The organism is Pseudomonas sp. GW822-FHT05A08 (assembly GCF_058800485.1).
In genome coordinates this window covers 6,433,139-6,458,397 of record NZ_CM179511.1, presented here as the reverse complement: position 1 = coordinate 6,458,397, position 25,259 = coordinate 6,433,139, and the positions used below count along the sequence as shown (strand labels likewise).

The 25,259-nt window shown below is 62.5% G+C and carries 20 protein-coding genes and 1 tRNA gene; 6 read left to right on the top strand and 15 right to left on the bottom strand.

The features are described 5' to 3' along the window. Window positions 1–237: 237 nt before the first annotated feature. Window positions 238–1,167 carry a LysR family transcriptional regulator gene (locus AC3RCP_RS29265; RefSeq protein WP_492570664.1) on the bottom strand — a complete coding sequence of 310 codons (930 nt, stop codon included), beginning with the start codon at window positions 1,165–1,167 and terminating at the stop codon, window positions 238–240. Window positions 1,168–1,269: 102 nt separating this feature from the next. Here AC3RCP_RS29265 and AC3RCP_RS29260 point away from each other — a divergent pair, with 102 nt between their 5' ends. The 5 genes from AC3RCP_RS29260 (at window position 1,270) to AC3RCP_RS29240 (ending at window position 4,485) form a co-directional block, all read left to right on the top strand. Then, a complete protein-coding gene (locus AC3RCP_RS29260) occupies window positions 1,270–1,968 on the top strand; it encodes an MOSC domain-containing protein (protein WP_492570665.1) in 699 nt (232 codons plus the stop codon). Next, on the top strand, window positions 1,965–3,248 hold the full coding sequence (locus AC3RCP_RS29255) for an aspartate aminotransferase family protein (RefSeq protein WP_101339292.1): 1,284 nt from the start codon (window positions 1,965–1,967) through the stop codon (window positions 3,246–3,248). Before AC3RCP_RS29260 ends, AC3RCP_RS29255 begins: the two co-directional genes overlap by 4 nt. A gap of 276 nt (window positions 3,249–3,524) precedes the next feature. Continuing rightward, complete coding sequence (locus AC3RCP_RS29250) at window positions 3,525–3,896, top strand: type II toxin-antitoxin system RelE/ParE family toxin (protein WP_492570666.1); 372 nt, start codon at window positions 3,525–3,527, stop codon at window positions 3,894–3,896. Then, window positions 3,874–4,194 carry a helix-turn-helix domain-containing protein gene (locus AC3RCP_RS29245; protein WP_007926083.1) on the top strand — a complete coding sequence of 107 codons (321 nt, stop codon included), beginning with the start codon at window positions 3,874–3,876 and terminating at the stop codon, window positions 4,192–4,194. The genes AC3RCP_RS29250 and AC3RCP_RS29245 overlap by 23 nt, the downstream gene beginning before the upstream one ends. 132 nt (window positions 4,195–4,326) lie before the next feature. Continuing rightward, window positions 4,327–4,485, top strand: a complete 159-nt coding sequence (locus AC3RCP_RS29240) for a YqaE/Pmp3 family membrane protein (protein ID WP_003228885.1) — start codon at window positions 4,327–4,329, stop codon at window positions 4,483–4,485. Between the two features lie 50 nt (window positions 4,486–4,535). Here the strand turns inward: AC3RCP_RS29240 and AC3RCP_RS29235 are convergent, their stop codons facing one another. From AC3RCP_RS29235 to AC3RCP_RS29190, 10 genes are all read right to left on the bottom strand, one after another. Next, window positions 4,536–6,377, bottom strand: coding sequence for a S9 family peptidase (locus AC3RCP_RS29235; RefSeq protein ID WP_492570667.1), 1,842 nt, complete (start codon window positions 6,375–6,377; stop codon window positions 4,536–4,538). After that, window positions 6,343–7,515, bottom strand: a complete 1,173-nt coding sequence (gene pqqE / locus AC3RCP_RS29230) for a pyrroloquinoline quinone biosynthesis protein PqqE (RefSeq protein WP_007926087.1) — start codon at window positions 7,513–7,515, stop codon at window positions 6,343–6,345. The genes AC3RCP_RS29235 and pqqE overlap by 35 nt, the downstream gene beginning before the upstream one ends. After that, the gene (gene pqqD / locus AC3RCP_RS29225) at window positions 7,487–7,762 is read right to left on the bottom strand and encodes a pyrroloquinoline quinone biosynthesis peptide chaperone PqqD (protein ID WP_007926090.1); all 276 of its coding nucleotides are present in this window, start codon (window positions 7,760–7,762) and stop codon (window positions 7,487–7,489) included. The genes pqqE and pqqD overlap by 29 nt, the downstream gene beginning before the upstream one ends. Further along, the gene (gene pqqC / locus AC3RCP_RS29220) at window positions 7,759–8,511 is read right to left on the bottom strand and encodes a pyrroloquinoline-quinone synthase PqqC (RefSeq protein WP_007926092.1); all 753 of its coding nucleotides are present in this window, start codon (window positions 8,509–8,511) and stop codon (window positions 7,759–7,761) included. The genes pqqD and pqqC overlap by 4 nt, the downstream gene beginning before the upstream one ends. A gap of 122 nt (window positions 8,512–8,633) precedes the next feature. Next, on the bottom strand, window positions 8,634–9,545 hold the full coding sequence (pqqB, locus tag AC3RCP_RS29215; protein WP_053262888.1) for a pyrroloquinoline quinone biosynthesis protein PqqB: 912 nt from the start codon (window positions 9,543–9,545) through the stop codon (window positions 8,634–8,636). Between the two features lie 71 nt (window positions 9,546–9,616). Next, complete coding sequence (gene pqqA / locus AC3RCP_RS29210) at window positions 9,617–9,691, bottom strand: pyrroloquinoline quinone precursor peptide PqqA (protein WP_101339494.1); 75 nt, start codon at window positions 9,689–9,691, stop codon at window positions 9,617–9,619. 156 nt (window positions 9,692–9,847) lie between these two features. After that, window positions 9,848–12,310: a pyrroloquinoline quinone biosynthesis protein PqqF gene (gene pqqF / locus AC3RCP_RS29205; RefSeq protein ID WP_492570668.1), complete on the bottom strand. Its 2,463-nt coding sequence runs from the start codon at window positions 12,308–12,310 to the stop codon at window positions 9,848–9,850. A 48-nt stretch (window positions 12,311–12,358) separates the two neighbouring features. Then, window positions 12,359–13,153 (bottom strand): carbon-nitrogen hydrolase family protein, encoded by a 795-nt coding sequence (locus tag AC3RCP_RS29200; protein WP_492570669.1) that lies wholly within the window; start codon window positions 13,151–13,153, stop codon window positions 12,359–12,361. 107 nt (window positions 13,154–13,260) lie between these two features. Beyond that, window positions 13,261–14,943 carry a flavin monoamine oxidase family protein gene (locus AC3RCP_RS29195; RefSeq protein ID WP_063433212.1) on the bottom strand — a complete coding sequence of 561 codons (1,683 nt, stop codon included), beginning with the start codon at window positions 14,941–14,943 and terminating at the stop codon, window positions 13,261–13,263. 236 nt (window positions 14,944–15,179) lie between these two features. Then, entirely contained in the window at window positions 15,180–15,641 is a 462-nt protein-coding gene (locus AC3RCP_RS29190; protein ID WP_492570670.1) for an Lrp/AsnC family transcriptional regulator, read from the bottom strand. A gap of 221 nt (window positions 15,642–15,862) precedes the next feature. Here AC3RCP_RS29190 and AC3RCP_RS29185 point away from each other — a divergent pair, with 221 nt between their 5' ends. Next, complete coding sequence (locus AC3RCP_RS29185; RefSeq protein ID WP_101339286.1) at window positions 15,863–18,229, top strand: glucose/quinate/shikimate family membrane-bound PQQ-dependent dehydrogenase; 2,367 nt, start codon at window positions 15,863–15,865, stop codon at window positions 18,227–18,229. 82 nt (window positions 18,230–18,311) lie between these two features. On the opposite strand, the gene AC3RCP_RS29180 is transcribed toward AC3RCP_RS29185, so the two are convergent. The 4 genes from AC3RCP_RS29180 to rpoD form a co-directional block, all read right to left on the bottom strand. Then, window positions 18,312–19,097, bottom strand: coding sequence for a WaaZ-like lipopolysaccharide core biosynthesis protein (locus tag AC3RCP_RS29180; RefSeq protein WP_256593444.1), 786 nt, complete (start codon window positions 19,095–19,097; stop codon window positions 18,312–18,314). A 290-nt stretch (window positions 19,098–19,387) separates the two neighbouring features. Continuing rightward, window positions 19,388–19,464 (bottom strand) — tRNA-Ile (locus AC3RCP_RS29175). Between the two features lie 15 nt (window positions 19,465–19,479). Further along, window positions 19,480–23,223, bottom strand: a complete 3,744-nt coding sequence (locus tag AC3RCP_RS29170; protein ID WP_492570671.1) for a bifunctional diguanylate cyclase/phosphodiesterase — start codon at window positions 23,221–23,223, stop codon at window positions 19,480–19,482. A gap of 121 nt (window positions 23,224–23,344) precedes the next feature. After that, window positions 23,345–25,192, bottom strand: a complete 1,848-nt coding sequence (gene rpoD, locus AC3RCP_RS29165) for an RNA polymerase sigma factor RpoD (RefSeq protein ID WP_101339283.1) — start codon at window positions 25,190–25,192, stop codon at window positions 23,345–23,347. Window positions 25,193–25,259 lie beyond the last annotated feature (67 nt).

The window sequence follows — 25,259 nt, the reverse complement described above, 5'->3', positions numbered from 1 at the left end:
GCATGGGCATGTCATGTAAGCATTCTCTTACATGACGTGCTGCTAATCACCCATATCGGCAGATTGGATCCAGAGCTAATCTACTTCACATGGACGTCGCGCAGGAAGCGCAAAGCAATAACACGGACACGTAGGATTCCGCCAGGATGGTGGAGTGAAAAGGATGTCAGGGAAACAGTCTGCAAAGCCCCGCTTCGGCGGGGTTTTCTTTTGCCCGCGTTTTTTATCTGCGCTGCTTCAACCCAGCCCTTCCAGCGTCACCGGGCCTGTCATCCGTCCTTCCGGACCGCTCATCTCTTCTTCCAGCAAGGTTCGCAGCAATTCCAGGGTTGCCTGCTGACGCTGCACATCACGACATACCAGCCCCACTTTCAACGGCACCCTCGGTTCGCTCAGCGGTTTCCATAACAGGTCCGTATGGCTGTGGGTCTGCCGCGAGCGCCCCGGCAGGACCGTCGCCAGGCGGGTGTTGGGCAAGCTGTCGAGAATCCCCGCCATATTGTTCAGCTCCGCCTGTACCTGCGGCCGGCGTCCGAGGTTGGCCAGTTGCGCCTGCCAGATCTGGCGTATCTGGAACTCCTCGCCCAACAACAGCATGGGCAGCTCCGCGGCCTGGCTCATGGAGACCTTCTTGAATTCGCGCAGGGGATGTTCGGCAGGAATCACCAGGGTCAACTCGTCTTCGTAGAGCTGTACGCCATGCAACCCTGGCTGGCGCGGCGGCAGATAACTGATGCCGATATCCAATGAGCCATTGAGCAGGCGCCGTTCGATTTCCAGGCCGGTCAGTTCGTAGATCTGCACCACCAGATGTGGCTGGGCCTTGCGCACCCGCTCAAGCATTTGCGGCACCAGGCTGCTGTGCACGGTTTGCAGTACGCCGATCGCCAGCGTGCGCAGGGCCTGGCCCTTGAAGTTGCCCAGGGCTTCACGAGCCCGTTGCATGCCGTCGAGCAAGGGCAGGGCATGGTTGTACAGGGTATGGGCCGCCAGGGTCGGCAACAGGCGCTTGCTGCTGCGCTCGAACAGGCTGACATCGAGGTTCTGTTCCAGCTGACGGATCTGTTGCGAGAGGGCGGGTTGGGAGATCGACAGGCGCTCGGCGGCTCGTCCCACGTGACCTTCTTCATACACCGCGACGAAATAACGCAGTTGTTTAAAATCCATAAGTTCTGCTTATCGAAAAAGCTGGAAAATCGAAATGGCCCGATAGGCCGCAGAAGCCTAGTCTAACCCCTATTCACAGGGCTTACAGGGCCAGAAGGCGAGATGAATACCGTTTACGTGGATGGTGTTTACATAGGCAAGGCAAAAAACCTCGGACAGGGTTTGATCAGTGATACGGACAAACGTCCGGTTGCAAGCCGACTCTGGTTATGGCCGCAGGGCCTGGGCAGCGACGAACACGGCGACCCGCGCTTTCATACCGGCCCGGAGCGGGCGCTGCACCATTACCCCGCCGAACACTACAGCTACTGGCGCAAGCGTTATCCACAGATCGACTGGTGTGCCCCGGCCTTTGGCGAAAACCTGTCTACCCACGGCCTGACCGAGGAACAGGTCTGCCTCGGCGATATGTTCCGCTGGGGCGGCGCGCTGCTGCAGGTCAGCCAGCCGCGTTCGCCCTGTTATCGCCTGAGCCACCGCTGGGGCATCCCCGACCTGCCGCAACAGGCGCAAAGCAATGGTCGCTGCGGCTGGTTCTACCGGGTGCTCAAACCCGGTTTCGTCAGTGCCGATCAGCCCTTCGAGCTGATCCAGCGCAGTTACCCGGGGTTGACCGTGGCCTGGGCCCTGCGTTGTTTTTATCGAGAACCTCTGGAGCATGCGGGCTTGAAGAAACTGGTGGACTGTCCGGCACTGGCGTCGCGTTGGCGCGACATCGCGATCAAGCGCATGCGCACCGGCCTGATCGAGGATTGGTCCGCGCGCCTGCTGGGCCTGCCGCTGGAGGGGTTGAGCGCATGAACCTGTTCAGCCTGCGCCGCCCTCAGCCGAGCCTTGATGATCTGGCGGTCGAGCCCTGCCTGTCGCCGATGAGCCACAACCTTTCCAGTGAGTGCCTGATGCCCAGCGTCCAGCGACCCCACCCAGTGTTTGTACGTGGCCAGGGCTCATGGCTGTGGGACAGCGATGACCGCGCCTACCTCGACTTCGTCCAGGGCAACGCCGCCAACAGCCTTGGCCATAGTCCCTCGGCGCTGGTCAAGGCACTGACGGCCCAAGCCCAGTCACTGATCAACCCCGGCTCGGGCTTTTACAACCGCGGCATGCTCAACCTCAGCGAGCGCTTGTGCCGCAGCACCGGCAGCGACCAGGCCTATCTGCTGAGCAGTGGCAGCGAAGCCTGCGAAGCGGCGATCAAGCTGGCCCGCAAATGGGGCCAGCTGCACCGCGGTGGGGCCGCGAAGATCATCACTGCCAGCGGCAGCTGTCATGGTCGCAGCTTCGCGGCAATGTCGGCGTCGGCAAGCACCCATATCGCCAATCGCTTCGAGCCACAGCTGTCGGGTTTCAGTCATGTTCCCTTCAATGACCTGCCAGCCTTGCATGCCGCGGTGGATGCGCAGACCGTGGCGATCATGCTCGAGCCGATCCAGGGCGAGGCCGGGGTGATTCCGGCGACCGAGCATTACCTCAAGGGGGTCGAACGCCTGTGCCGCGAGCTGGGCATCCTGCTGATCCTGGATGAAGTGCAAACCGGCATCGGCCGCTGCGGCACCTTGCTGGCCGAACAAGTCTATGGCGTGCGCGCCGACATCGTGGCCCTGGGCAAAGGCCTCGGTGGTGGCGTGCCCTTGGCGGCCTTGCTGGCGCGTGGCAAGGCCTGTTGCTTCGAGGTGGGTGAGCTGAACGGCACCCATCACGGTAATGCGCTGATGACCGCCGCGGGCCTGACGGTGCTCGATAGCGTACTGGACAACAGCTTTCTCGAGCATGTGCGGGACAACGGTCAGTACTTGCGCGAAGGGCTGGCCCGCCTGGCGAATCGTTATGCCCAGGGAGAACTGCGTGGGCAGGGATTGTTCTGGGGGCTGAGCCTGGCCGACGACTCGGCCGAGGCCGTGGTCAAGGCGGCCCGTTACGAAGGTCTGTTGCTGGCCGCAACCCAACCGGACTGCCTGCGCTTTACCCCGGCGTTGACGGTGAGCAAGGCCAACATCGACGAAATGCTGCTGCGCCTGGCGCGGGCCTTTTCGCGAGTACGCACCGCGCAGCTGCAATGCCGCAAGGGGCTGGTGGTTTGAGGCCTGGCTTGGTCCCGCCACACCCGATCTTGCACTGACAGAAATTCCCGAACCGTCTCGCGGTATAACGCATCGCCCCGTGTCCGATCTTTCGCACGGGGCGTTTTTTTGTCTCGGGCTTTTGCAAAACCGCCATCAGGCCTTGAAGGCCATCATCCAGGCAAGGTTCCTTAGGCTCATCCACCAGGACGGTGGGGCTGCTGGGGCGCAAGACCACCGGGCAGCTTGGGTTGAATACATATACCACTGGGTGGTATGTTTTTGGGAAGGGAAGCCATGACACTCAGGTTGTTCAAAACCAAAGGTTTTGCTGTTGCGGCTAAAAAAGCCTTGATCCATGACGACCAGTTGCTGGCCGCATTCAGTGAGTTATACAAAGGCCAGGCTGATGACTTGGGTGGCGGGGTCTGGAAAAAACGCCTGAACGCCAACCGCCATCGTTCGATCGTCCTGGCCAGGGGCCGGCGTTACTGGGTGTTCCAGTTCCTGTTCGCCAAGCAGGACCAGAGCAATATCAGCCACCAGGAACTGCAGGCATTCCGCGCGCTGGCCAAGGCCTACGAAGGGCTGGATGGCTGGCAGGTCCAACAGCTACTCGAGATGAAAGCGTTTGTGGAGATCAGACATGAGCAAGCCATTCAAGACTGAAGCCCTTGAATCGATACACGAGTCGGCCAGTGCCCTGCACGCCATCGGTGCCATTGGCAAAACCACCATGCGCCAGTTCGATGAGGCGTGTATCGCGCCAGTACCGGCGAATATTCCCGCGGAGCAGATCAAGCTGCTGCGCGAGCGTAGTAACGTCAGCCAGCCGGTCTTTGCCCGCTACCTGAACACCAGCGCGTCCACGGTGAAGCAGTGGGAATCTGGCGAGAAGCACCCGAGCGGCATGGCGTTGAAACTGCTGAGCATCGTGCAGAAGCACGGCCTTGAAATACTGGCGTGAGCCGGCACTGAAACACCGCCCGGCCTGGGGATAAAAACTGGCCCTTGGCCAGAATCGATTGAACCCTGCCGAACGCCATGGGTCGATTAGCGGTGAGGCTCGTACGAGTCGATTACTATCTGGAGCTGCCCCATGGACTTTATCCGCATCATCATCGCCATTCTGTTGCCGCCATTGGGCGTGTTCCTGCAAGTGGGGTTCGGCGGCGCGTTCTGGCTGAATATCCTGCTGACCCTGTGCGGCTACATCCCGGGCATCGTGCATGCGGTGTACATCATCGCCAAGCGCTGAGCCTGGCGCCCGCTCCGCAGAGGAGCGGGCTGGTTCCCCTTGGACGGCGATTATTCCGGTGCGTCCGTCTGTTCCATTACCTGCCGATAAAACAGCCATTCCTGTTCCAGGGCGTGAGCCTGATTGGCGGCCTTGCGAAAACCGTGGCGCTCGTCCGGGTAATAGTGCGCTTCGGCCGCAATGCCGTTGTCTTGTAACGCCTTGAGCATGTCCCGGGTCTGCTGGGGCACTACCACGGCATCGAGTTCACCCTGGAAGAAAACCACCGGCACGCGGATATTGCCGGCATGCAACAGCGGGGTGCGGGCCTTATAGCGTTCGGCATCCTGTTCGGGGTCGCCGATCAGCCAGTCCAGGTAGTCGCCTTCGAACTTGTGGGTATCTCGCGCCAGGGCCACGGGGTCACTGACGCCATACAGGCTGGCGCCGGCACGGAACACATCGGCGAAGGCCAGGGCGCAAAGGGTGGTGTAGCCGCCGGCGCTGCCACCGCGGATGAACGCCCGGCCGCCATCGATCAGGCCTTGTCGGGCCAGATACGCGACCACCGCACAGGCGTCCTCCACATCCACTTCGCCCCAGCTCAGGTGCAGGGCTTGCCGGTACTCGCGACCATAGCCGGTGCTGCCGCGATAGTTCAGGTCGGCCACGGCGAACCCCCGTTGCGCCCAGTACTGGATACGCGGGTCGAGTATCGGATAACAGGCCGACGTGGGGCCGCCGTGGATGAACACCACCAGCGGCGGCCGGTCGTCATCGCTCATGGCCGGGTAGAAAAAGCCGTGGGCCTCGCCCTGGCCGCTGGGGTAACGCAGGGTTTGCGGACGGCTGATCTGCTCGGGCAGCAAGGGCGCCACGCCGCCAGCCAGGACCTTGACCTGCTGCGATTGGCGGTCAATGGCGATCACCGCGGACGGACTCACAGGTGACGCCGTGATGCAGTAGATAAACCGTTCATCCAGCGCCAGGTTGCGGAAGCGGCTGTAGTCGCCGCTGAAGTCCTGTTGTTCACCCTCGGCCAGGCGCAGCCCCAAACGGCCAAAACCGGCTTGCGTCCAGGTACCCAGCCAGCTGTCGCCGCCCAGCGGCAGCCAGGTGCAGCAGCCCAATTGCCAGGGCGCCGGGGCGTGATCGGCGGCGGCGCAGGGCAGCGCCTGCAGGCCGTTAGGGGTTTCACCCCAGGGTTGCCAGAAGCTGGCGCGGTCGGTCAGGCAATACAGGCGGCCGCTGTCATCGAAGCGCGGCTGTTGCAGTGACTCTTCCGCGCGATCACCAGCCAGGCACCGAGGGTCATCCCAGCGGCCGTTGGCCAGGCGCTCGGCGACCATCAGGCGGGTCGAGGTCCAGGGCTGATGCGGTCGATCCCATTCGATCCATGCCAGGCGCTGGCCGTCCGGGCTCAAGGTGGGAGCCGCGTAGAAGTCCGCCCCTTCGGCCAGCAGCTGGCGTTTTCCGCTACCGGAGTCGATGGTCACCAGGCAATGCCGGTTGTTGTGCTCTTCCACTGCCAGCACCTGGCCGGCGGCGAACTGCAGGTCGCCATAACGGCACTCGCCGCAGGTCAGGGCTACCGGCGCTTCGCCTTGCAGGGATTGTCGGTAGAGCTGCTGGTCCGCCTCGTTGACGAACACCAGCCCGTCATCGCTCAGGCAAAAGGCGCCACCGCCGTATTCATAGACCCGGCTGCGCACGCTGAAGCCTTGTGGCGTCAGGCAGCGGGCCTGGTTGTCGCGCCAGTGCCAGATCCGGCAGGCGGCGTCTTCGGGACGGTATTCGTTCCAGAACAGGCCGTTGGCGCCGAGCCGCAGCTCGGCGAAATCGATGCCGGCGGCGACGGCTTGGGCGGCGCTGAAGGATTCAGCCTTTGGCGATGAGGCGTGAGTTTCGTTCATTACGGAAGGCCAGTTGTTCGATGGTCTGAGTGGCGTGCTCGGCTTCTTCGCGGGCCTTGAGGATCACGCCGTGATGGGGCGACTTGCTGCACACCGGGTCGGCATTGCTGGCATCGCCCGTGAGCATGAAGGCCTGGCAGCGGCAGCCACCGAAGTCCTTTTCCTTTTCATCGCAGGAGCGGCAGGGCTCGGGCATCCAGTCATAACCACGGAAGCGGTTGAAGCCGAAGGAGTCATACCAGATGTGCTGCATGCTGTGGTCGCACACATTGGGGAATTGCACGGGCAGTTGCCGGGCGCCGTGGCAGGGCAGGGCGGTGCCGTCCGGCGTGACCGTGAGGAAGATGCTGCCCCAGCCGTTCATACAGGCTTTCGGGCGTTCCTCGTAGTAGTCCGGGGTGACGAAAATCAGTTTGCACGGATGCCCTTCGGCTTCCAGCCTGGCGCGGTATTCGTTGGTGATGCGTTCGGCGCGCACCAGTTGTTCCTTGGTCGGCAGCAGGCCGACGCGGTTGAGCTGGGCCCAGCCGTAGAACTGGCAGGTGGCGAGCTCGACGAAGTCGGCTTCCAGGGCGATGCACAGTTCGATGATGCGGTCGATTCGATCGATGTTGTGCCGATGGGTGACGAAGTTCAGCACCATCGGGTAGCCGTGGGCTTTCACCGCCCGGGCCATTTCCAGCTTCTGGGCGAAGGCTTTTTTCGAGCCGGCCAGGAGGTTGTTCACCTGCTCGTCGCTGGCCTGGAAACTGATCTGGATATGGTCGAGCCCGGCCTTCTTGAAGTCGCTGATCTTCTGCTCGGTCAGGCCGATGCCGGAGGTGATCAGGTTGGTGTAGAAACCCAGCTTGCGCGCCTCGCCGATCAGCTCGGCAAGGTCTTGGCGCACCAGCGGTTCGCCACCGGAAAAGCCCAGCTGCGCGGCGCCCATCTCCCGGGCTTCGCGAAATACCTTGAGCCACTGCTCGGTGCTCAGCTCCTTGCCCTGCTCGGCGAAATCCAGCGGGTTGGAGCAGTACGGGCATTGCAGCGGGCAGCGGTAGGTCAGCTCGGCCAGCAGCCACAGCGGCAGGCCGACTTCCGGCTTGGGCGGTATCGGCGCTGGCGAATCAGCCAAGTTCGATCCAGTGCTGTGCACGGGCGACCTCCATGAATTGCTCGATGTCGTCACCGAGTTCGGGCACGTCGGGGAACTGGACTTGCAGCGTCTGGATGATCGCCGCGACATCCCGTTCGCCGTCGATCAACCCGCCGATCAGCGCGGCGCTCTCGTTGAGCTTGATCATGCCTTCAGGGTAGAGCAGTACATGGCCCTTCTGCGCCGGTTCGTACTGGAAGCGGTAGCCGGGACGCCAGGTCGGGGTCTTGCTGCGATCGAAGCTCATAGGGTGATTCCTTTATGCCAGACCCGTTCTGTGGTGACGCTGTGATACGGCGGACGATTGAGTTCATAGGCCATGCTCATGGCGTCGAGCATGCTCCAAAGGATGTCCAGTTTGAACTGGAGAATTTCCAGCATGCGCTCCTGGCCGGCGCGGGTAGTGTAGTGCTGCAGAGTGATTGCCAGCCCGTGCTCGACATCGCGCCGCGCCTGGCCCAGGCGGGTGCGGAAGTATTCATAGCCGGCCGGGTCGATCCACGGGTAATGCTGGGGCCAGCTGTCGAGACGCGACTGGTGGATCTGCGGTGCGAACAGCTCGGTCAGCGAGCTGCTGGCGGCCTCCTGCCAGCTGGCGCGGCGGGCAAAGTTGACGTAGGCATCGACGGCGAAACGCACGCCCGGCAGCACCAGCTCTTGCGAGCGCAGCTGGTCCGGGTCGAGACCGACCGCTTGCCCCAGGCGCAACCAGGCCTCGATGCCACCGTCTTCGCCGGGGGCGCCGTCGTGGTCCAGCAGGCGCTGAATCCACTCGCGACGAATTTCCCGATCCGGGCAGTTGGCGAGAATCGCCGCGTCCTTGAGCGGGATGTTCACCTGGTAGTAGAAGCGGTTGGCGACCCAGCCCTGGATCTGCTCGCGGGTCGCCCGGCCCTGGTACATCGCCACATGATATGGGTGGTGGATGTGGTAATAGGCGCCCTTGGCCCGCAGGGCTTGCTCGAATTCGGCGGGGGACATTGCTGTGTCAGTCATTGCGGTTCTCCGGGGAACAACCGTGGATAGTGTTGCCTCATCGGGCCTCATCGCGGGCAAGCCTCGCTCCTACAGGTAGCGCTGTCCGTAGGGGCGAGGCTTGCCCGCGATAGCTCCTGTGGTTACAGCTCGATACTCATGCCGTCGTAAGCCACTTCAACGTTACGCCGCGCCAGCTCCGCGCGTTCGGCGGAATCCTCGTCGAGGATCGGGTTGGTGTTGTTGATGTGGATAAGAATCTTGCGCTGCTCTGGCAACTGTTCCAGCACTTCCAGCATGCCGCCGGGGCCGTTCTGCGCCAGGTGGCCCATTTCCCGCCCGGTCCGGGTGCCGACGCCGCGACGCTGCATCTCGTCGTCTTCCCACAGGGTGCCATCCACCAGCAGGCAGTCGCTGCCGCTCATGATTTCCAGCAGCGCCGCGTCGACCTTGCCCAGTCCAGGGGCGTAGAACAGCTTGCCGCCGGTGCGCAGGTCTTCGACGATCAGGCCGATGTTATCGCCCGGGTGCGGATCGAAGCGATGGGGCGAATAGGGCGGCGCGGCGCTGCGCAGCGGCAGCGGGCTGAAGCGCAGGTTCGGGCAGGCCGGGATGGTGAAGCTCCGGTCGAGTTCGATGCGGTTCCAGTCCAGCCCACCGTTCCAGTGGGTGAGCATGGTGAACAGCGGGAAACCGCTGCTGAGGTCTTCATGGACCATGTCGGTGCACCAGACCTGATGCGGGCAGCCTTCGCGCAGGCTGAGCAGGCCGGTGGTGTGGTCGATCTGGCTGTCCATCAGGATGATTGCGCTGATCCCGGTGTCGCGCAGGGCGCGGCCCGGTTGCATCGGGGCGAAGCCCTGGAGCTGGGCGCGGATGTCCGGCGAGGCGTTGCACAGGACCCAGTTCACGCCGTCATCGGAAATGGCGATCGACGATTGGGTGCGAGCCTTTGCCCGCAGGCTGCCGTCGCGAAAGCCCGCGCAGTTCGCGCAGTTGCAGTTCCACTGCGGAAAACCGCCACCGGCGGCGGAACCTAGAATCTGGACAAACATGGCCGCTCCATCAGGTTAAGGCTGAAAATAAAAACGCCCCGGCGAGCCGAGGCGTTGCACTGCGCGAGCAATCAACGGCTGGCGAAGTACATGGTGACTTCAAAGCCGATACGCAGGTCGGTGTAAGTTGGTTTGGACCAGGACATAGAGGTGCTCCTTCAGGTGGGTGGGACGGTTGAGATCTATACATATAGTCCACCTCCAACCGGAGATGTTCAGATGCTTAGGGGGCTATCTTACTAAATTCCCCCCGGGGAATGACTGCAATTGTTGAAGAAAGCTCGTTGCAGCCAGGGTAACGATCATTTTCCCGCTTGCCAGGGTTCGCCCGGGCAGGCACCGCTGGCCAGGCAGCGCCAGCCGCCTTGCGCCTGCTGCAACTGTTCGGCCGCGAGCAACAGCTGTGACCGGGGCGCCGCCATGATTTCCTGTTGCAATTGCTCCAGGTAATCCGACGGATGGCCGGCCAGTCGGCCCTGCCAGAGCAGCTCGGCCAGTTGTGCCACGGGCAATGCACGGGCATCGAACTGGGCGGCCAGGTTAGCTTTCAAGTCGTCCAGGGAGGCGTCATCCAGTGCCGCGATCAACTCGGGCAACTGCGCCAGAAACGCCCGGATATGCTCGAGGATCTCGCTCAGTGGGGCACTGGGCGACTGCACGCCGAACAGCAGGCCGGTCTGGCCATTGATCTGTCGCACACCGCTGAACACCGCATAGCCCAGTTGCAACTCGACCCGCAGGCGCTGATAGAACGGCATCTGGCCAAGCTGCCCCAGCAGCCGCCAGCTGGCTTCCTGCTGAAGGGTGGTGTCCGCTGCCGGGCAAAACAGCAGCAGGGCCTGCTCGCCGGAGCCGGTTGCGAGCTCATGCCAGTGCTGCTGCGCGGCTATCGAGGGTGGCGCAGAAAGCTGGCTGTCGGCGGTGCCTGGGGCTTTGCTCAATGCTGCGCCGATTGCGCTTTGGGCATGGGCCAGGCCGATGGCCAGGCCATCCCAGTGGGCGCCTTCCCACAGCGTTTGCCAGCCTTGTTCATCCAGTGGATGCGGTTCCTCGCAGGCGGGTATGTCCAGGCAGCGCTCGGGCAGTTCCTGGAGCAATTGGCGGATCGGCAACAGCGGCGTGGGAGTCGCCGGGGGCATCTGCCAGAATGCCGCGCCGGGTTCGCTCAGTTCCAGCAGAGCCTGCTGGAGCATGGCCGGAATCGGTTCGGGAAGACCCTTCAGCGTCAGCAAACACTGGTTACCCGAGACACCGAGGGACAGCTCGACGCCCGCCTGAAGTCCGTCGTCCCGCAGGTTGCGCAGGTGGTTTTGCAAGCGGCTGCGCAGTTCCTGCGGCAACACGCTTTGCAGACGCCAGCGCAAGTACAGGGCCGCCTCGCCAGCGTCGTCGGCGATGGCTTGGCTGAAGGTCACCGCCGAGGATTCGCGACGCTGCTGCAAGCGGTCCTGGGCGAAGGTGCGCAAGCCGCGGTGGGCGCTGGTTTGCCCGCGAATCAGGCCGGCCCGGGCGGTTGGCGCCGAGCTGCGCAGGAACGGATTGGGCGCAGGCAGTTGCCAGCCGATGCCGCTGGCTGCCGACGGGGCTTGAAGTTGCGACAGCAGGGCCTTGAGGGCCGTGGCGCCGCGGTCGGACAGCTGCGGTTCCAACTGCTCGTTATTCAGTCTTGCCAACGCCAGTGCGCTGGCGACCTGGCGTTGGCGCTGTTGCAGCAGGGCGTATTCATCACGCAATGCCGGCCAATCGTCCTGGCTGCTGAAAAACGCCAGCCAATCGAAGAACAACTCACTCACTTGCTTCGGCTGTTGGGCGCCTTGCTCGGTCAAGTCGAACTGGATATGCAGCAGCGCCTGGCCGGCAAACTGATACAGCGGCGCGGCCTTCAACCCTTCGACCAGCTTGCGCTCCTTGAGCATGGCCAGCAGCCCGCCGGATTTGCCGCAGGCCAGCCAGGTGCAGAGAAAATCCAGCGCTTCACGGGCGGCCGTGGGCAGTTGCTCGCAGGCGAACAGCAGGTTCAGGTGGCGCCCGTCGAGCTGCTGATAATGCTGCTGTGCAGATGTCAGCAAGGGCACCGGGGCTGCTTGCAGTTGCGCTTTACCGACGGCGAGGACGGCGCCAAAACCCTGGGCCAGGGCTTTCAGTTCTTCCAGGGATTGGGGGCCGGCCAGGCTCAGGGACATTTGTCCGCTGTGGTAGTGAGCCTGATAGAAGGCCTGCAACGCCTGTTGAAACGCCGGGCGCGGCACGTTGAGGCTGTAGCGATTGCCGGCGTGGAACGCCCGCAGGGGATGCTCCGCGGACAGGCCGTCGAGCAAGGCCAATTGCCGTTGCGCCGCGGCATCCCGCGACCAGGCGATGAACTCCGCGTGCAGCACCTCGCGCTCGCGCAACTGGTCTTCCTGGCTCATGCGCGGGTGGGTGAGCATGTCGGCCAGGCGCTCCAGCCCGCCGACGAAATCCGCGGGGGGCAGTTCGAAGAAGAAGTCGGTGTGGCGTTCGCCGGTGCTGGCGTTCACCTGGCCGCCGTGGCGTTGCACATAGGCCATCAGGCCCTGTTGCGCGGGAAAACGCTCGGTGCCGAGAAACAGCAGGTGTTCGAGAAAGTGCGCCAGCCCGGGCCAGGCCAGCGGTACGTCGTGACTGCCGGCCGAGACCCGCAGGGTCGCCGCGCAGCGTTTCAATCGAGGGACGTGGTGCAGTGAAACCCGCAGGCCGTTGGCCAGGGTTTCCCGATGAGGCAGAGGGTGGTTCAGCGCGGGCATGAGCACTTCCAGAACAGTGAAGCGCCCATGCTAGCGGATAACCCCGGATCAGCGCTTGTTCAGGTCGTCGTAAAGCTCCGGGCGACGGTCATGGAAGTAGCGGTTGGCGGCGCGGGAATCGAGCATCAACTGACGGTCCAGCGTGCCGGTTATCAGGGCTTCGTCCAGCCCGGCGAGGGCAATCCGCTGGCCGTCTGGGGCGGCGATGCTGCTCTGGCCACAGTAGTGGATCTCGTCTTCGTGGCCGCAGTAGTTGGCGTAGGCCACATAACATTGGTTTTCGAAGGCGCGCGAACGCACGGTGACATCGGCGATGAAGTCGTAAGGCAGCATGTTGGCGGTGGGCACCAGAATCAGCTCGGCCCCGGCCAGCGCCAGGCGCCTGGCGTTCTCCGGGAACTCGATGTCGTAGCAGATCAGGAAACCGAGCTTCCAGCCGTTGAGTTCCACCAGGGGGAAATCGTCTGGACCTGCGCTGAACATCGAGCGGTCGAGATCGCCGAACAGGTGGGTCTTGCGGTAATTGCACAGGCGTTGGCCGTTGCGGTCGATCAGTTGCACGGCGTTGTAGATCTGGCCATCGTCGGCGCGCTCCGGGTAGCCATACAGAATCGCGATGCCCGCCGACTGGGCGACATTGGCGATGTATTGCGCCGACGGACCATCCTGGGCCTCGGCCAGGGCGCCCACCGCCTCGACACCGATGTTGTAGCCGCTCAAGAACATCTCCGGCAGCACCAGCAGGTCGGCGCCGGAAGCTTCCATGGCGACTTTCTGCAGGCGTTGCAGGTTGCCGGCGACATCCAGCGGTTGTGGGGCACATTGATAAAGCGCTACACGCATGGCGATGACTCCTCTGTGCGCTGGACTGTCACTGTAGCCGTTGCCGCGGGCTGCTCAAAGACCACGAGCGTTGCGCTCGATCGCAGCCTGCGGCAGCGGCTACAGGTTCAGTCGGCCAGGGCGATGGGGCCGATTTCGTGGAACACGTCGCCCGGTCCCGGGTTCTCGGCGTGGGTCTGCCCGCCGAAGTGCTTCATGATGCCCCAGACCGCGTTGAGCGAGGTCTGTACCGCGCCCTCGACCCAGGCCGGAGTCCAGGACACATCGTCGCCGGCAATGAAGATCCCGCGCTGCTCGGCGGGCAGGTCGTCCTGCATGAAGTGCGCGTACATGCGCTGGTTATAGCGGTAGTGGCCGGGCAGCGCGCCCTTGAACGCGCCGAGGAAGTGCGGATCGGCCTCCCAGGACACAGTGATCGGATCGCCGATGATGCGCCCGGCGATATCGACTTTCGGGTAGATCTTCTTCAGGGCGTCGAGGGCCAGCTTGACCCGTTTTTCCACCGGGTGCGGCAGCATCTTCAGGGCGTCGCTCATCCACGAATAGGACAGGCAGATGACCCCCGGCTTGTCGTCGCCGTTATCGAACAGGTAGGTGCCGCGAGTCAGGCGATCGGTGAGGGTCATGCTCATCAGGTCGCGACCGGTTTCCGGATCCTTGTCCTTCCAGAACGGCCGGTCGACCATGACGAAGGTCTTCGACGATTGCATGTAGCGGGTGCGGTCCAGGGCCATCCACATCTTCTGCGAGAACAGCGATTCTTCGCATTCGATCTGGGTGGTCAGCAGCCAGCTCTGGCAGGTGGTCAGCACTGCTGCGTATTCGCGGGTATCGCCCCAGTTGTCGGTGACGCTGAAGCGGCCATCGGCGGCCCGGGCGATACGTTTCACCCCGGGACGCGGCGCGCCATGGTGCAGCGAGCTGAGGCTGGTGCCTTGCGGCCAGTGGGCGCAGCGCTCCGGCACATGGCGCCAGATGCCCAGCGGCACCTGCTCGACACCGCCGACCACCAGGTGCTGGTGATCGTCGCAGTTGGTCATCACCACACGGAAGATTTCCAGCATCGAATTGGGGAAGTCCGAATCCCAGCCGCCGGTGCCGAAACCGACCTGGCCGAACACTTCGCGGTGATGGAACGACAGCTTGGCGAAGGCCTTCGAGGTGGCGACGAAGTCATAGAAGGTGCGGTCGTCCCACAGCGGCACCAGGGTGTTCCACAGTTCCTTGAGGCGCGGCACATCGCGGTCGCGAATGGCCTGCTGGATTTCGCCGAAGCGCGAACCGTCTTCCAGGGCATCGGCCCAGGCGTCGGCCACTTCCTGGAACAGCGCCGGCAGGTCGGCGAGCTTCTGCGCGTAGTGAGTCTGGCCTTCGAGGTCGATCACCGTGCTGCCGGAAGCCGGGGTCAGCGGGTTGGGAAAGGGCTTGGTCTCCAGACCCAGCTTGTCGACGTAGTGATAGAAGGCCGTGGAGGACACCGGAAAGCGCATGCCACCCAGTTCGGCAATGATCCCTTCGGCGCCTTCGAATGCCTGGGAGCGCAGCCGGCCGCCCATTTTCGAGGCTTCGTACACCACGGGCTTGAGGCCCAGCTTCATCAGCTCGTAGGCCGCCACCAGCCCGGCGATACCGGCACCGACAATCGCCACTTCGGCGCCATGGTTGGCTTCGGGAATGCTGCCCAGGCCGGCGGGGTGCTCGATCCAGTCGTCGAAGGCGAACGGGAAGTCCGGGCCGAAAATGGTGATGGGTTTCTTACCGTCTGCAGGATGGCGATTGTTCTTGTTCATGGCTGACCTTGCTGGCGACTCGAGCAGAGCGCTGAGTATAGGAAAAGATGGCAGCCATTCTAGGGAGCGTTGCGCACGTTAATAAGACGCAAAGTGTCGTCGTTTTGGATGATCTTATTTCAATCTGACGATATTTTTTAACTAACTGACGAAAGATTCTCTGTAGCCGCTGCCGAAGGCTGCAATCGAGCGCGAAGCGCTCGCAAAACAGTGGGTTACCGTGCCTGGAAAAACCTTCAGACGGGCTGCCCACGGTCGATCTTGCTGCTGAGAATGATCGAGGTGGTGGTCTTTTCCACACCGTCGACGCTGCCGATCTGGTCGAGCAACTGGTCCAGCTGTTCCGGCGAATCGGTGCGCAGCCAGGCGACATAGTCGAATTCCCCACTGACCGCGCAGAGCTGCTGGACCTGGGTCATGGCGCTCAGGCGCCGCAGGACCTCCTTGCCGGAGCGCGGCTGCACCTTGATCCCGACGTAGGCCTGCAAGCCGCCATCGATGACCCGCTGACCCAGGCGCACGCCATAACCGGTAATCACCCGCGCCTTTTCCAGCCGCGCCAGGCGCGAGGTCACGGTGGTACGGGCGATCCCCAGTTGCCTGGCGAGCATGGCCACGCTTTCGCGGGCATTGATCTGCAGGGCCGCGATCAGTTGGCGGTCGATTTCGTCGAGGACGGGAGGGCGGCTGTCAGACAAGGTGAACTCCGGCGCGGGCAACGGTGGCCGAGCATGTTACAGGCTCGCTCCAGGCGATGCTTGCGGCATGGCGTCAGTTGTATTGGCTGCCGGCCCTGTTGTGACGGCCAGGCTCAACAGCGCGGATGACATTTTTTGCCACGAATTGCCTGCGACAAGTTGTCATAAGTAACTGGTTAGTACATTCTTGCGCCACGTAAAGAATGGGAGAAATTTCCGACATGAATAATTCTGGGGCTGCCACCGGCAGCAAATGGCTGCTGGGGGCGCTGGGTTTGCTGATCGCATTGATCGGCCTGGGGCTGGCCGGCGGGGGCGGGTACCTGGTCAGTCTGGGCGGCAGCTGGTTCTTCCTGCTGATGGGCCTGGCGATGATCGTTTCCGGGCTGCTGATCGCCCGGCGTAACCCGCGTGGTGCCTGGCTGTATGGGGTGGCGCTGGTGCTGACGGCGATCTGGGCGGTCTGGGATGCCGGGCTGGAGTACTGGCCGCTGGTTTCGCGGGTGCTGACCTTCGCCGTTATCGGCCTGGTGGTGGCGCTGATCTACCCGACCCTGGTGCGGGCTTCGGGCGCGACCGCCGGGCGTGGCGCTTATGGCCTGGCCGGCGTGCTGGGCATTGGTGTCGTGGCGACCCTGGCCTACATGTTTGTGCCGACCCACGTGGTCAAGGCCAGCAGCGAGCCGGCGATCAAGCCTGTGGCTCCAGGTACCGAGCAGAAAGACTGGGCCCATTGGGGCAACACCACCGCCGGCAATCGTTTTGCCGCGCTGGACCAGATCAACAAGGGCAACATCGACCAGTTGCAGGTGGCCTGGACTTTCCGCACTGGCGACATTCCGCAAAGCACCGGCGCGGGCGCCGAAGACCAGAACACACCGCTGCAGATCGGTGACACGGTCTATACCTGCACCGCCTACGGCAAGGTGTTCGCCCTGGACGCCGACACCGGCGCCGAACGCTGGAAGTTCGATCCGCAAGGCTCGGCGCCTAACTGGCAGCGGTGCCGCGGCCTGGGTTACTTCGATGCTTCCGCCGAGCCTGGCGCCGAGGCAGCGGCCGCTCCGGCCGCCTGCACCAAGCGTTTGTTCCTGCCGACCGGCGATGCGCGCCTGATCGCGATCAACGCGCAAACCGGCAAGCCGTGCGAAGACTTCGGCGACAAAGGCACGGTCGACCTGAAAACCGACATGGGCGAAGTGAAGCCTGGCTACTACCAGCAGACCTCGACCCCGCTGGTGGCCGGCAATGTGGTCATAGTCGGCGGCCGGGTGGCGGACAACTATTCCATCGGCGAGCCGCCGGGCGTGGTCCGCGCCTTCGACGTGCGCAGCGGCGAACTGGTCTGGGCCTGGGATCCGGGCAACCCGAACACCACCAAGCGTCCACCGGCGGGCGAGACCTACACCCGCGGTACGCCGAACGTCTGGTCGGCCATGTCCTATGACGCCAAGCTCGGCCTGGTCTACCTGCCGACCGGCAACGCCACGCCAGACTTCTTCGCTGGCCAGCGCACGGAGTTCGACGACAAGTGGAGTTCGTCCATCGTCGCCCTGGATGTGAAGACCGGTCAGGTACGCTGGCACTTCCAGACCACTCACCACGACCTGTGGGACTTCGACCTGCCGGCGCAGCCGCTGCTGTACGACGTGCCGGACGACAAGGGCGGGGTGCAGCCGGCGCTGGCGCAGGTCACCAAGCAGGGTGAGATCTTCCTGCTCAACCGCGAAACCGGCGTGCCTATCGCCCGGGTGGAAGAGCGTCCGGTGCCACAGGGCAATATGCCGGGCGAACGCTACTCGCCAACCCAGCCGTTCTCGGTGGAGATGCCGTCGATCGGCAACCAGACCCTGACCGAGTCGGACATGTGGGGCGCCACGCCATTTGACCAGTTGATGTGCCGTATCCAGTTCAAGGGCATGCGCCATGAAGGTGTCTACACCCCGCCGGGCCTGGATCATGCCTTGCAGTTCCCGGGCTCCCTGGGCGGCATGAACTGGGGCAGCGTGTCGGTGGACCCGAACAGCAACTATATGTTCGTCAACGACATGCGCCTGGGCCTGGCCAACTACATGATCCCGCGGGCGCAGATCGCGGCCGGGGCCAGCGGTATCGAAATGGGCGTAGTACCCCAGGACGGCACGCCGTTTGGGGCGATGCGCCAGCGTTACCTCTCGCCTGCCGGTATTCCGTGCCAGAAGCCACCGTTCGGCACCCTGTCGGCCATCGACCTGAAAACCAGGAAGCTGGTGTGGCAGGTGCCGGTCGGTACCGTGCAGGACACCGGTCCCCTGGGTATTCGCATGCACATGCCAATCCCGATCGGCATGCCGACCCTGGGGGCGTCCCTGGCAACCCAGTCCGGCCTGTTGTTCTTCGCTGGCACCCAGGATTTCTACCTGCGCGCCTTCGATACCGGCAACGGCAACGAAATCTGGAAAGCCCGCCTGCCGGTGGGCAGCCAGTCGGGGCCGATGACCTACGTTTCGCCCAAGACCGGCCGGCAGTACATCCTGCTGACCGCAGGCGGCGCGCGTCAGTCGCCGGACCGTGGGGACTATGTGATCGCTTATGCATTGCCCGAATAACGGCTGATCCTGACCTTACAGAAAAACCGCGCAAGGCGCGGTTTTTTTGTGGGCGAACACAATCCGTCCGAGCATGGAGTGCTCAGCGATTAACCAGCTTGTCGAGTTCGTCGAGACTGATTTTGGGAATGATCGAAGTAGGGATGCTCGACGTGGGGGACAGGTTGTAGACCGAAAAATCCTTGCCCATGACCTTGTCCGACATCAGCTTCAAGGATGGCAGGATCCGCGATTGCAGGTGCTGGTCCAAGCCGCAGGGTGACTTGAAGGTATCTGGCGTTTCATAAAAACGCCCCTGGGCAGGATTCAGGTCGACGCCCACCAGGATCGCCGTATTGAAGCCGGCGTGATAGGCGAGTTGCAGCGCCAGATAAGCCACCGTGCGGGCGTCGAAGAAACCCAGTTCAAGGTTCTTGCTGAAACCGATGGTCCGGCTCCTGTTGCCCCAGAGCAGGGGAGGGCGAACCAGGTCGCGGTTGCTCCTGAGCAATCGCTGCGTCCAGGTCTGTCGTGGCGCCTTCTTCAGCAGAAACAGCTCGCCGCGAGGCTGGATTGGAATCGTGCGGGCATGTTCTTCCCAGAGCGCCACACGCTGACTGACAGCCATTGCCTGGGTGAAGAGCTCGGGTTGCTGGAGGGAGAAGCTGGTGTCGGTGCAGGCATAAAAAAAGGGCTGTATGCCGGTGCCGCGGAACATCGAGATGGCCCCGTTCATGGTGATCATCGGGATGTTCGAGAAGGCTTCGATAGGGAAGTCCTTTGCCGAACTACCGGATGCAATGATGAAAACAGGGCCTTGCTGAATATTTCGGCAACGTGCAAAACCCGTTGCCCGGCCAGGCGAAGGCGCCGTAGATACTACTTCCATGTGTTGTGTCCGAATCATCAGGCCACTCTGATTATTATGGGGTGGCTTAAGTGGTGCATCACGCCGGGGAAAGGACAGGCTCTCCCCCATTGATAGAAGTGCAGTCTAGGACCAAACAAAGGCCATGCACGACTTCCGAACGGTTATGACCGTCGCGGTTTTTAATAGTTGTGCGGTAGGGCTGATTTCTTGGAAAAAACGATCGGGCGTTTTGCCGGCCTGGCGGCCGAATGGAGGGATTTGCAGCGCGTTGAATACGCGAAAGCCGCGCAATGCGCGGCTTTCAAAGATGGTGGGCCCACACGGACTCGAACCGTGGACCAAAGGATTATGAGTCCTCTGCTCTAACCGACTGAGCTATAGGCCCTCAGTAGGCCGCGGATTATAGCGACGGTTTCTCGGCTGTGCTATCCGAAAAATCCGAAACGGGAAGGCGTAGAAAGGTCGCAGCGAATTCGTCGGCGCTCAGCGGCAGGCTGATGACGTAGCCCTGGATCTGTTCGCAGCCTTCGTTCCCGAGGAATACCTGCTGGTCATGGGTTTCCACGCCTTCGGCGATCACGGTGAATTGCATGCTGCGGCCCAGGGCGATGATGGCCCGCACGATCGCCACATCGTGGGGGTCGTCGGGCAGGCCGCGGACGAAGGATTGATCGATTTTCAGGAAATCCAGCGGCAGGCGCTTGAGGTAGCTCAGGGACGAGTAGCCGGTACCGAAATCGTCGATGGCCAGCTGGACGCCCAGGCGCTTGAGCTGGTGCAGGACCGCCAGGGCTTCCTCGGCCTGGCTCATGATGAAGTTCTCGGTGATTTCCAGTTGCAGGAAGCCGGGTTTGAGGCGGTTGTCTTTCAGCAGTTGTTCAATCCGCCCCAGCAGGTTCGGCTGGCGCAACTGGGCGCCGGCGAGGTTGACCGAGAGCGGGCCGAAGCTGTCGTAGCACTCGTTCCACTTGCGCAGCTGTTGGCAGGCGTGTTCCAGCACCCAGTCGCCGATCTGCAGGATCATGCCGTTCTCTTCGGCCAGGGGGATGAAGTGTTCGGGCGGGACATCGCCGAAGGTCGGGTGATGCCAGCGAATCAGGGCTTCGGCGCCCACCAGCTCCTGGTCGCCCAGCCTGATCTTGGGTTGGTAGTAGAGATACAGCTCGTTGCGTTCGATGGCCCGCCGCAATTCATGTTCCAGGGCCACGCGCTCGCTGGCCTGGGCGGTCAGGTCGCGGGTATAGCTTTCGACCCGGTTGCGGCCCTTGGCCTTGGAGCGGTACATGGCGGCGTCGGCATTCTTGACCAGGGTGGCCACGTCGCAACCGTCCTTGGGGTAGAGGCTGGTACCGATGCTGGCACTGATGAAAAACTCGTGCTCGCCGGCCTGGAACGGCGCGGTGAAGCAGTTCAGCAGCTTGTTGGCGATGTGGTCGGCATCGCTGGGCTGCTGCAGCCCAGGTAGCAGGATGATGAACTCGTCGCCACCCAGGCGGGCCACGGTGTCGATATCCCGCAGTTGTTCTTTCAGGCGCACGGCAATGCCCCTGAGCAGCAGGTCGCCGACCGGGTGACCGAGGCTGTCGTTGATGTGCTTGAAGCGATCCAGGTCGAGAAACAGCACGGCGCCCTGGCCACCATTCTCCTGCTGGTTGTTGAGGGCAGTCAGCAGGCGGCTTTCGAACAGGGTACGGTTCGGCAGGCCGGTCAGCGGATCATGGTGCGCCTGGTAATCGAGCTTGGCCTGGGCGTGCTTGAGGCTGGAGATATCGGCGAATACCGCGACGAAATGGGTGATGAACCGGTCTTTGTTACGCACCGCGCTGATGGTCAGCCAGCTGGGGTACAGCTCGCCATTTTTGCGCCGATTGCAGATTTCCCCTTGCCAATGACCTTCGGCGGTCAGTTGGTGCCACATGGCGGCGTAAAAGGCGCTGTCATGCAGGCCGGAAGCCAGCAGGCGCGGAGTGTGGCCCAGGGCCTCGGTTTCGCTGTAGCCGGTGATTTCGGTGAATGCCCGATTGACCGCGCTGATGTGCTGCTGGGTATCGGTGATCAGTACGCCTTCAGCGGTGCTCTCGAACACGGTGGCGGCCTGTTGCAGCTTCTCCTGCATCAGGTGGCGCTCGGTGATGTCGCGGGCGATGGTCAGCATGCAGTCTTCGTCGCCGATCGGCAGCGGCCGGCTCGAGAGCTCGCAGAGGCGGATCTGACCGTCATTGCGGCGAATATGGCAGCTGAAATCGCGCACGAAGCCATCCCGCTGCATCAGGTCGAGCATCTGCCGGCGCTCGTTGAGGTTGACCCAGATGCCCAGCTCCAGCGTGGAACGGTCGACGGACATGGCGCTATTGAAGCCGGTGATACGACTGAAACCTTCGTTGACCTCTATCAGCAAGCCGTCGCGCTGGCGGCTTAGCAGCAGGCCGTCCGGCGAGGCGTGAAAAGCCTTGGCGAACTTCTCTTCTGAGGTTTGCAGCTGCTGTTGGGTTTCCTTCAACTGGCTGATGTCGCGAACCACCACGACCAGGGCGGGCGTAGTGTCGAGGTCGAAGGGTTCGGCGGAGATCAGCCCGGTGAACAGCTGGCCGTTGCTGCGCCGAAAGGGCATTTCCAGGTTACGGATACTGCCGGCCTGCAAGCGTTGCAGCAGCCCCGGGCCGACGCCCTGAATACCCCAGATATTCAGCTCGGTGGCCGTCTGGCCCACGACTTGCGAGGCACTCAGGCCGATCTGTTCTTCGAACGCCTCGTTGACCTCCAGCAGGCAGCCATCCGACAGGCGGGCAATGACCAGGATGTCCGGGCACTGTTGGAAGACCGAGGCGAATTTCTGTTCCGAGAGCTGCAGGGCCTCTTCGGTGCGTTTTGTCTCGCTGATGTCGATCATCAGGCCGCGCATGATCGGTTCATGCCCATGCTCGATCAGGCTGACGATGTCGCGAACCCACAGGCAGCGGCCATCGGCGGTGATCACTCGGTAATCCAGGCTGTGATCGCGCCCGGCCAGGACTTCGTGATCGCAGAAGTGCTGGGCGCGCGTCAGGTCGGCGGGGTGGATGATGTTTCTCCAGAACCCGGGAATCAGCCAGTGCGAAAGGGGATAGCCCAGCAATTGTTCGGCATGGGGCGACACGTAGCTGTAGGTGAAGTCGCTGATGCGCGCTTCCCAGGCGATTGCCGACAGGCTTTCGACCAGGCCGCGGTAATGGTATTCGCTGCTGCGCAGCTCCTGTTCCAGGGCCACGCGCCTTGCGATCTCGGAGCTCAGCCGGCGATTGATGCGGATCACTGCCGCCAGAATGGCAAACAGCAGGAGCAGCCCTGGCAGGCCATAAAACAGCAGGTCCGACCAGAACGAACGGTGGTCGAGCACATTGCCCACCCAGCGCTGCTGGATCTCGTTGACCTCCGCCGGGCTTATGTCAGCCAGCACCTTGTCGAGAATGCCTACCAGTATCTTGCTGTCGCGGGGGACGCCCATGGCCAGCTGATAGCGGTAGGGCGTCTCGCCGCTGACATAGAGCCCGTCGAGCTTCAACTGCCGCAGGCTCCAGACACTGGAAGCCAGGTCGCCGACCACGGCATCGACCTGATTGAGGGCCAGCGCCTGCAAGGCCGAACTCACATTGGGCAGGGCGACCAGGTTCAGGTCGGGATGGTGGGTGCGCAGCAGTTCATGGGGGGCGTAATTCTCCACGACGGCGATCTTCAGGCCGTACAGGTCCTGGAGCTTGCGAGGTTGCGCGCCGCCTTTATGGGCCAGGATCACGATGGGGAAATCGAGGTACGGGCGGGTGAAAGCCAGATAGTTTTGCCGTTCCGGGGTCGACATGATGCCCGGCAGCAGGTCCAGCTTGCCCTTTTTCGCGGCTTCGAGCACTTCGCTCCAGCTGGCGGGTTCTATCGGCTTGAGCGTGATCGCCAGGCGATCCTGGATCAGATGGATATAGTCCGCCGCAAGGCCCTGGTAGCGCCCTTCCTCATCGCGATATTCGAAGGGCGGCCACGAAGCGTCGACGCCCAGGCGCAATTCCGGATGGGCGGAAAGCCAGCCACGTTCTTCATCGGTGAGCGTCAGTGCGCCAGCCGTTGCGGTCCAGGCGAGCAGCGACAGCACCAGCACGGTCGGCAGTCTGGGCATAACGGTCTCGTTATGACACGGGGAATGTTTCGAGTGTAGACGGGCAATCCGGAGGGAGTGAGGCGCGGGGAGTTTTAAACTGCACAAAACAAGACCCCCAGCAGGGCTGGGGGTCTTGGTATTACTCGTCGAGGAAGGAGCGCAGGTGCTCGCTTCTCGTCGGGTGGCGCAGCTTGCGTAGCGCCTTGGCTTCGATCTGGCGAATCCGCTCACGGGTAACGTCGAACTGCTTACCGACTTCCTCGAGGGTGTGGTCGGTATTCATGTCGATGCCGAAGCGCATGCGCAGTACCTTGGCTTCACGGGCAGTGAGGCCGGAGAGTACTTCGCGAGTCGCTTCCTTGAGGCTCTCAACGGTGGCGACATCGATTGGCGACTGCATGGTCGAGTCTTCGATGAAGTCACCCAGATGGGAGTCTTCGTCATCACCGATCGGGGTTTCCATGGAGATCGGCTCTTTAGCGATCTTCAATACCTTGCGGATCTTGTCCTCAGGCATTTCCATGCGTTCGCCCAGCTCTTCCGGGGTCGGTTCGCGACCCATTTCCTGCAGCATCTGCCGGGAAATACGGTTGAGCTTGTTGATCGTCTCGATCATGTGCACCGGAATACGGATGGTGCGGGCCTGGTCGGCGATCGAGCGAGTGATCGCCTGACGGATCCACCAGGTGGCATAAGTCGAGAACTTGTAGCCGCGACGGTATTCGAACTTGTCTACCGCTTTCATCAAGCCGATGTTGCCTTCCTGGATCAGGTCGAGGAACTGCAGGCCACGGTTGGTGTACTTCTTGGCGATGGAGATCACCAGACGCAAGTTGGCTTCGACCATCTCTTTCTTCGCGCGACGGGCCTTGGCCTCGCCGATCGACATGCGACGGTTGATGTCCTTGATCTCGGCGATCGTCAGGCCGGTCTCGGTCTCGAGCGCGGTCAGCTTCTGCTGGCAACGGATGATGTCCGGTTGCAGGCGACCGATGGCTTCGGCGTACTTGGCCTTGCCTTTGGCCAGTGCGTCGGACCAGCTTTCGTCCACTTCATTGCCAGGGAACTGGCGCAGGAAGTCGGCGCGTGGCATGCGAGCATCACGAACACAGAGTTGCATGATCGCGCGCTCTTGCTGACGCAGGCGATCCAGGGCGCTACGAACGCGTTCAACCAGGCCTTCGAATTGCTTCGGAACCAGTTTGATCGGCATGAACAGTTCAGCCAGGGCCAGCATTTCAGCCAGGGCTTGCTTGTGTTCACGACCGTGCTTTTTCAGCGCCTTGCGGGTGATTTCCATCTGGTCGGCAACGGCGCCAAAGCGCTGGGCTGCGATGACCGGATCCGGACCGCTTTCGGCTTCTTCTTCGTCGTCACTGGCTTCGGTGTCATCGTCGTCGGTGTCGTCGTCCGCTTTCGCGGCCTTGGCATCGACAGGCGGTGGTACTTCGGCGGCAGGCGGCGCGATGCCGTCGTCCGGGTCGATGTAACCGCTCAGGACGTCGGACAGGCGACCACCTTCGGTGGTGACGCGAGTGTATTCGGAGAGGATGTGCTCAACCGTGCCAGGGAAGTGCGCGATCGCGCCCATCACTTCACGGATGCCCTCTTCGATACGCTTGGCGATTTCGATTTCGCCTTCACGTGTGAGCAGCTCTACCGTACCCATTTCGCGCATGTACATACGCACTGGGTCGGTAGTGCGACCAATGTCGGTTTCCACAGCCGCCAACGCTGCGGCGGCTTCTTCAGCTGCTGCTTCGTCGGTATCGGCTTCGGCCAACAAAAGGGCATCCGCATCCGGAGCACTCTCGAATACGTTGATCCCCATGTCGTTGATCATGCGGATGATGTCTTCCACCTGTTCCGGATCTGAAATATCCTCCGGCAGGTGGTCGTTGACCTCCGCGTAAGTCAGGTAACCCTGCTCACGACCACGGCTGATCAACTCTTTGAGGCGAGACTGCTGTTGCGCTTTTCCGGACATAACACCCTATCCACTGAAGGTCTTGGCGGGCAAAAAACAAGCCGAGGATTATACCCGAGCTATGACC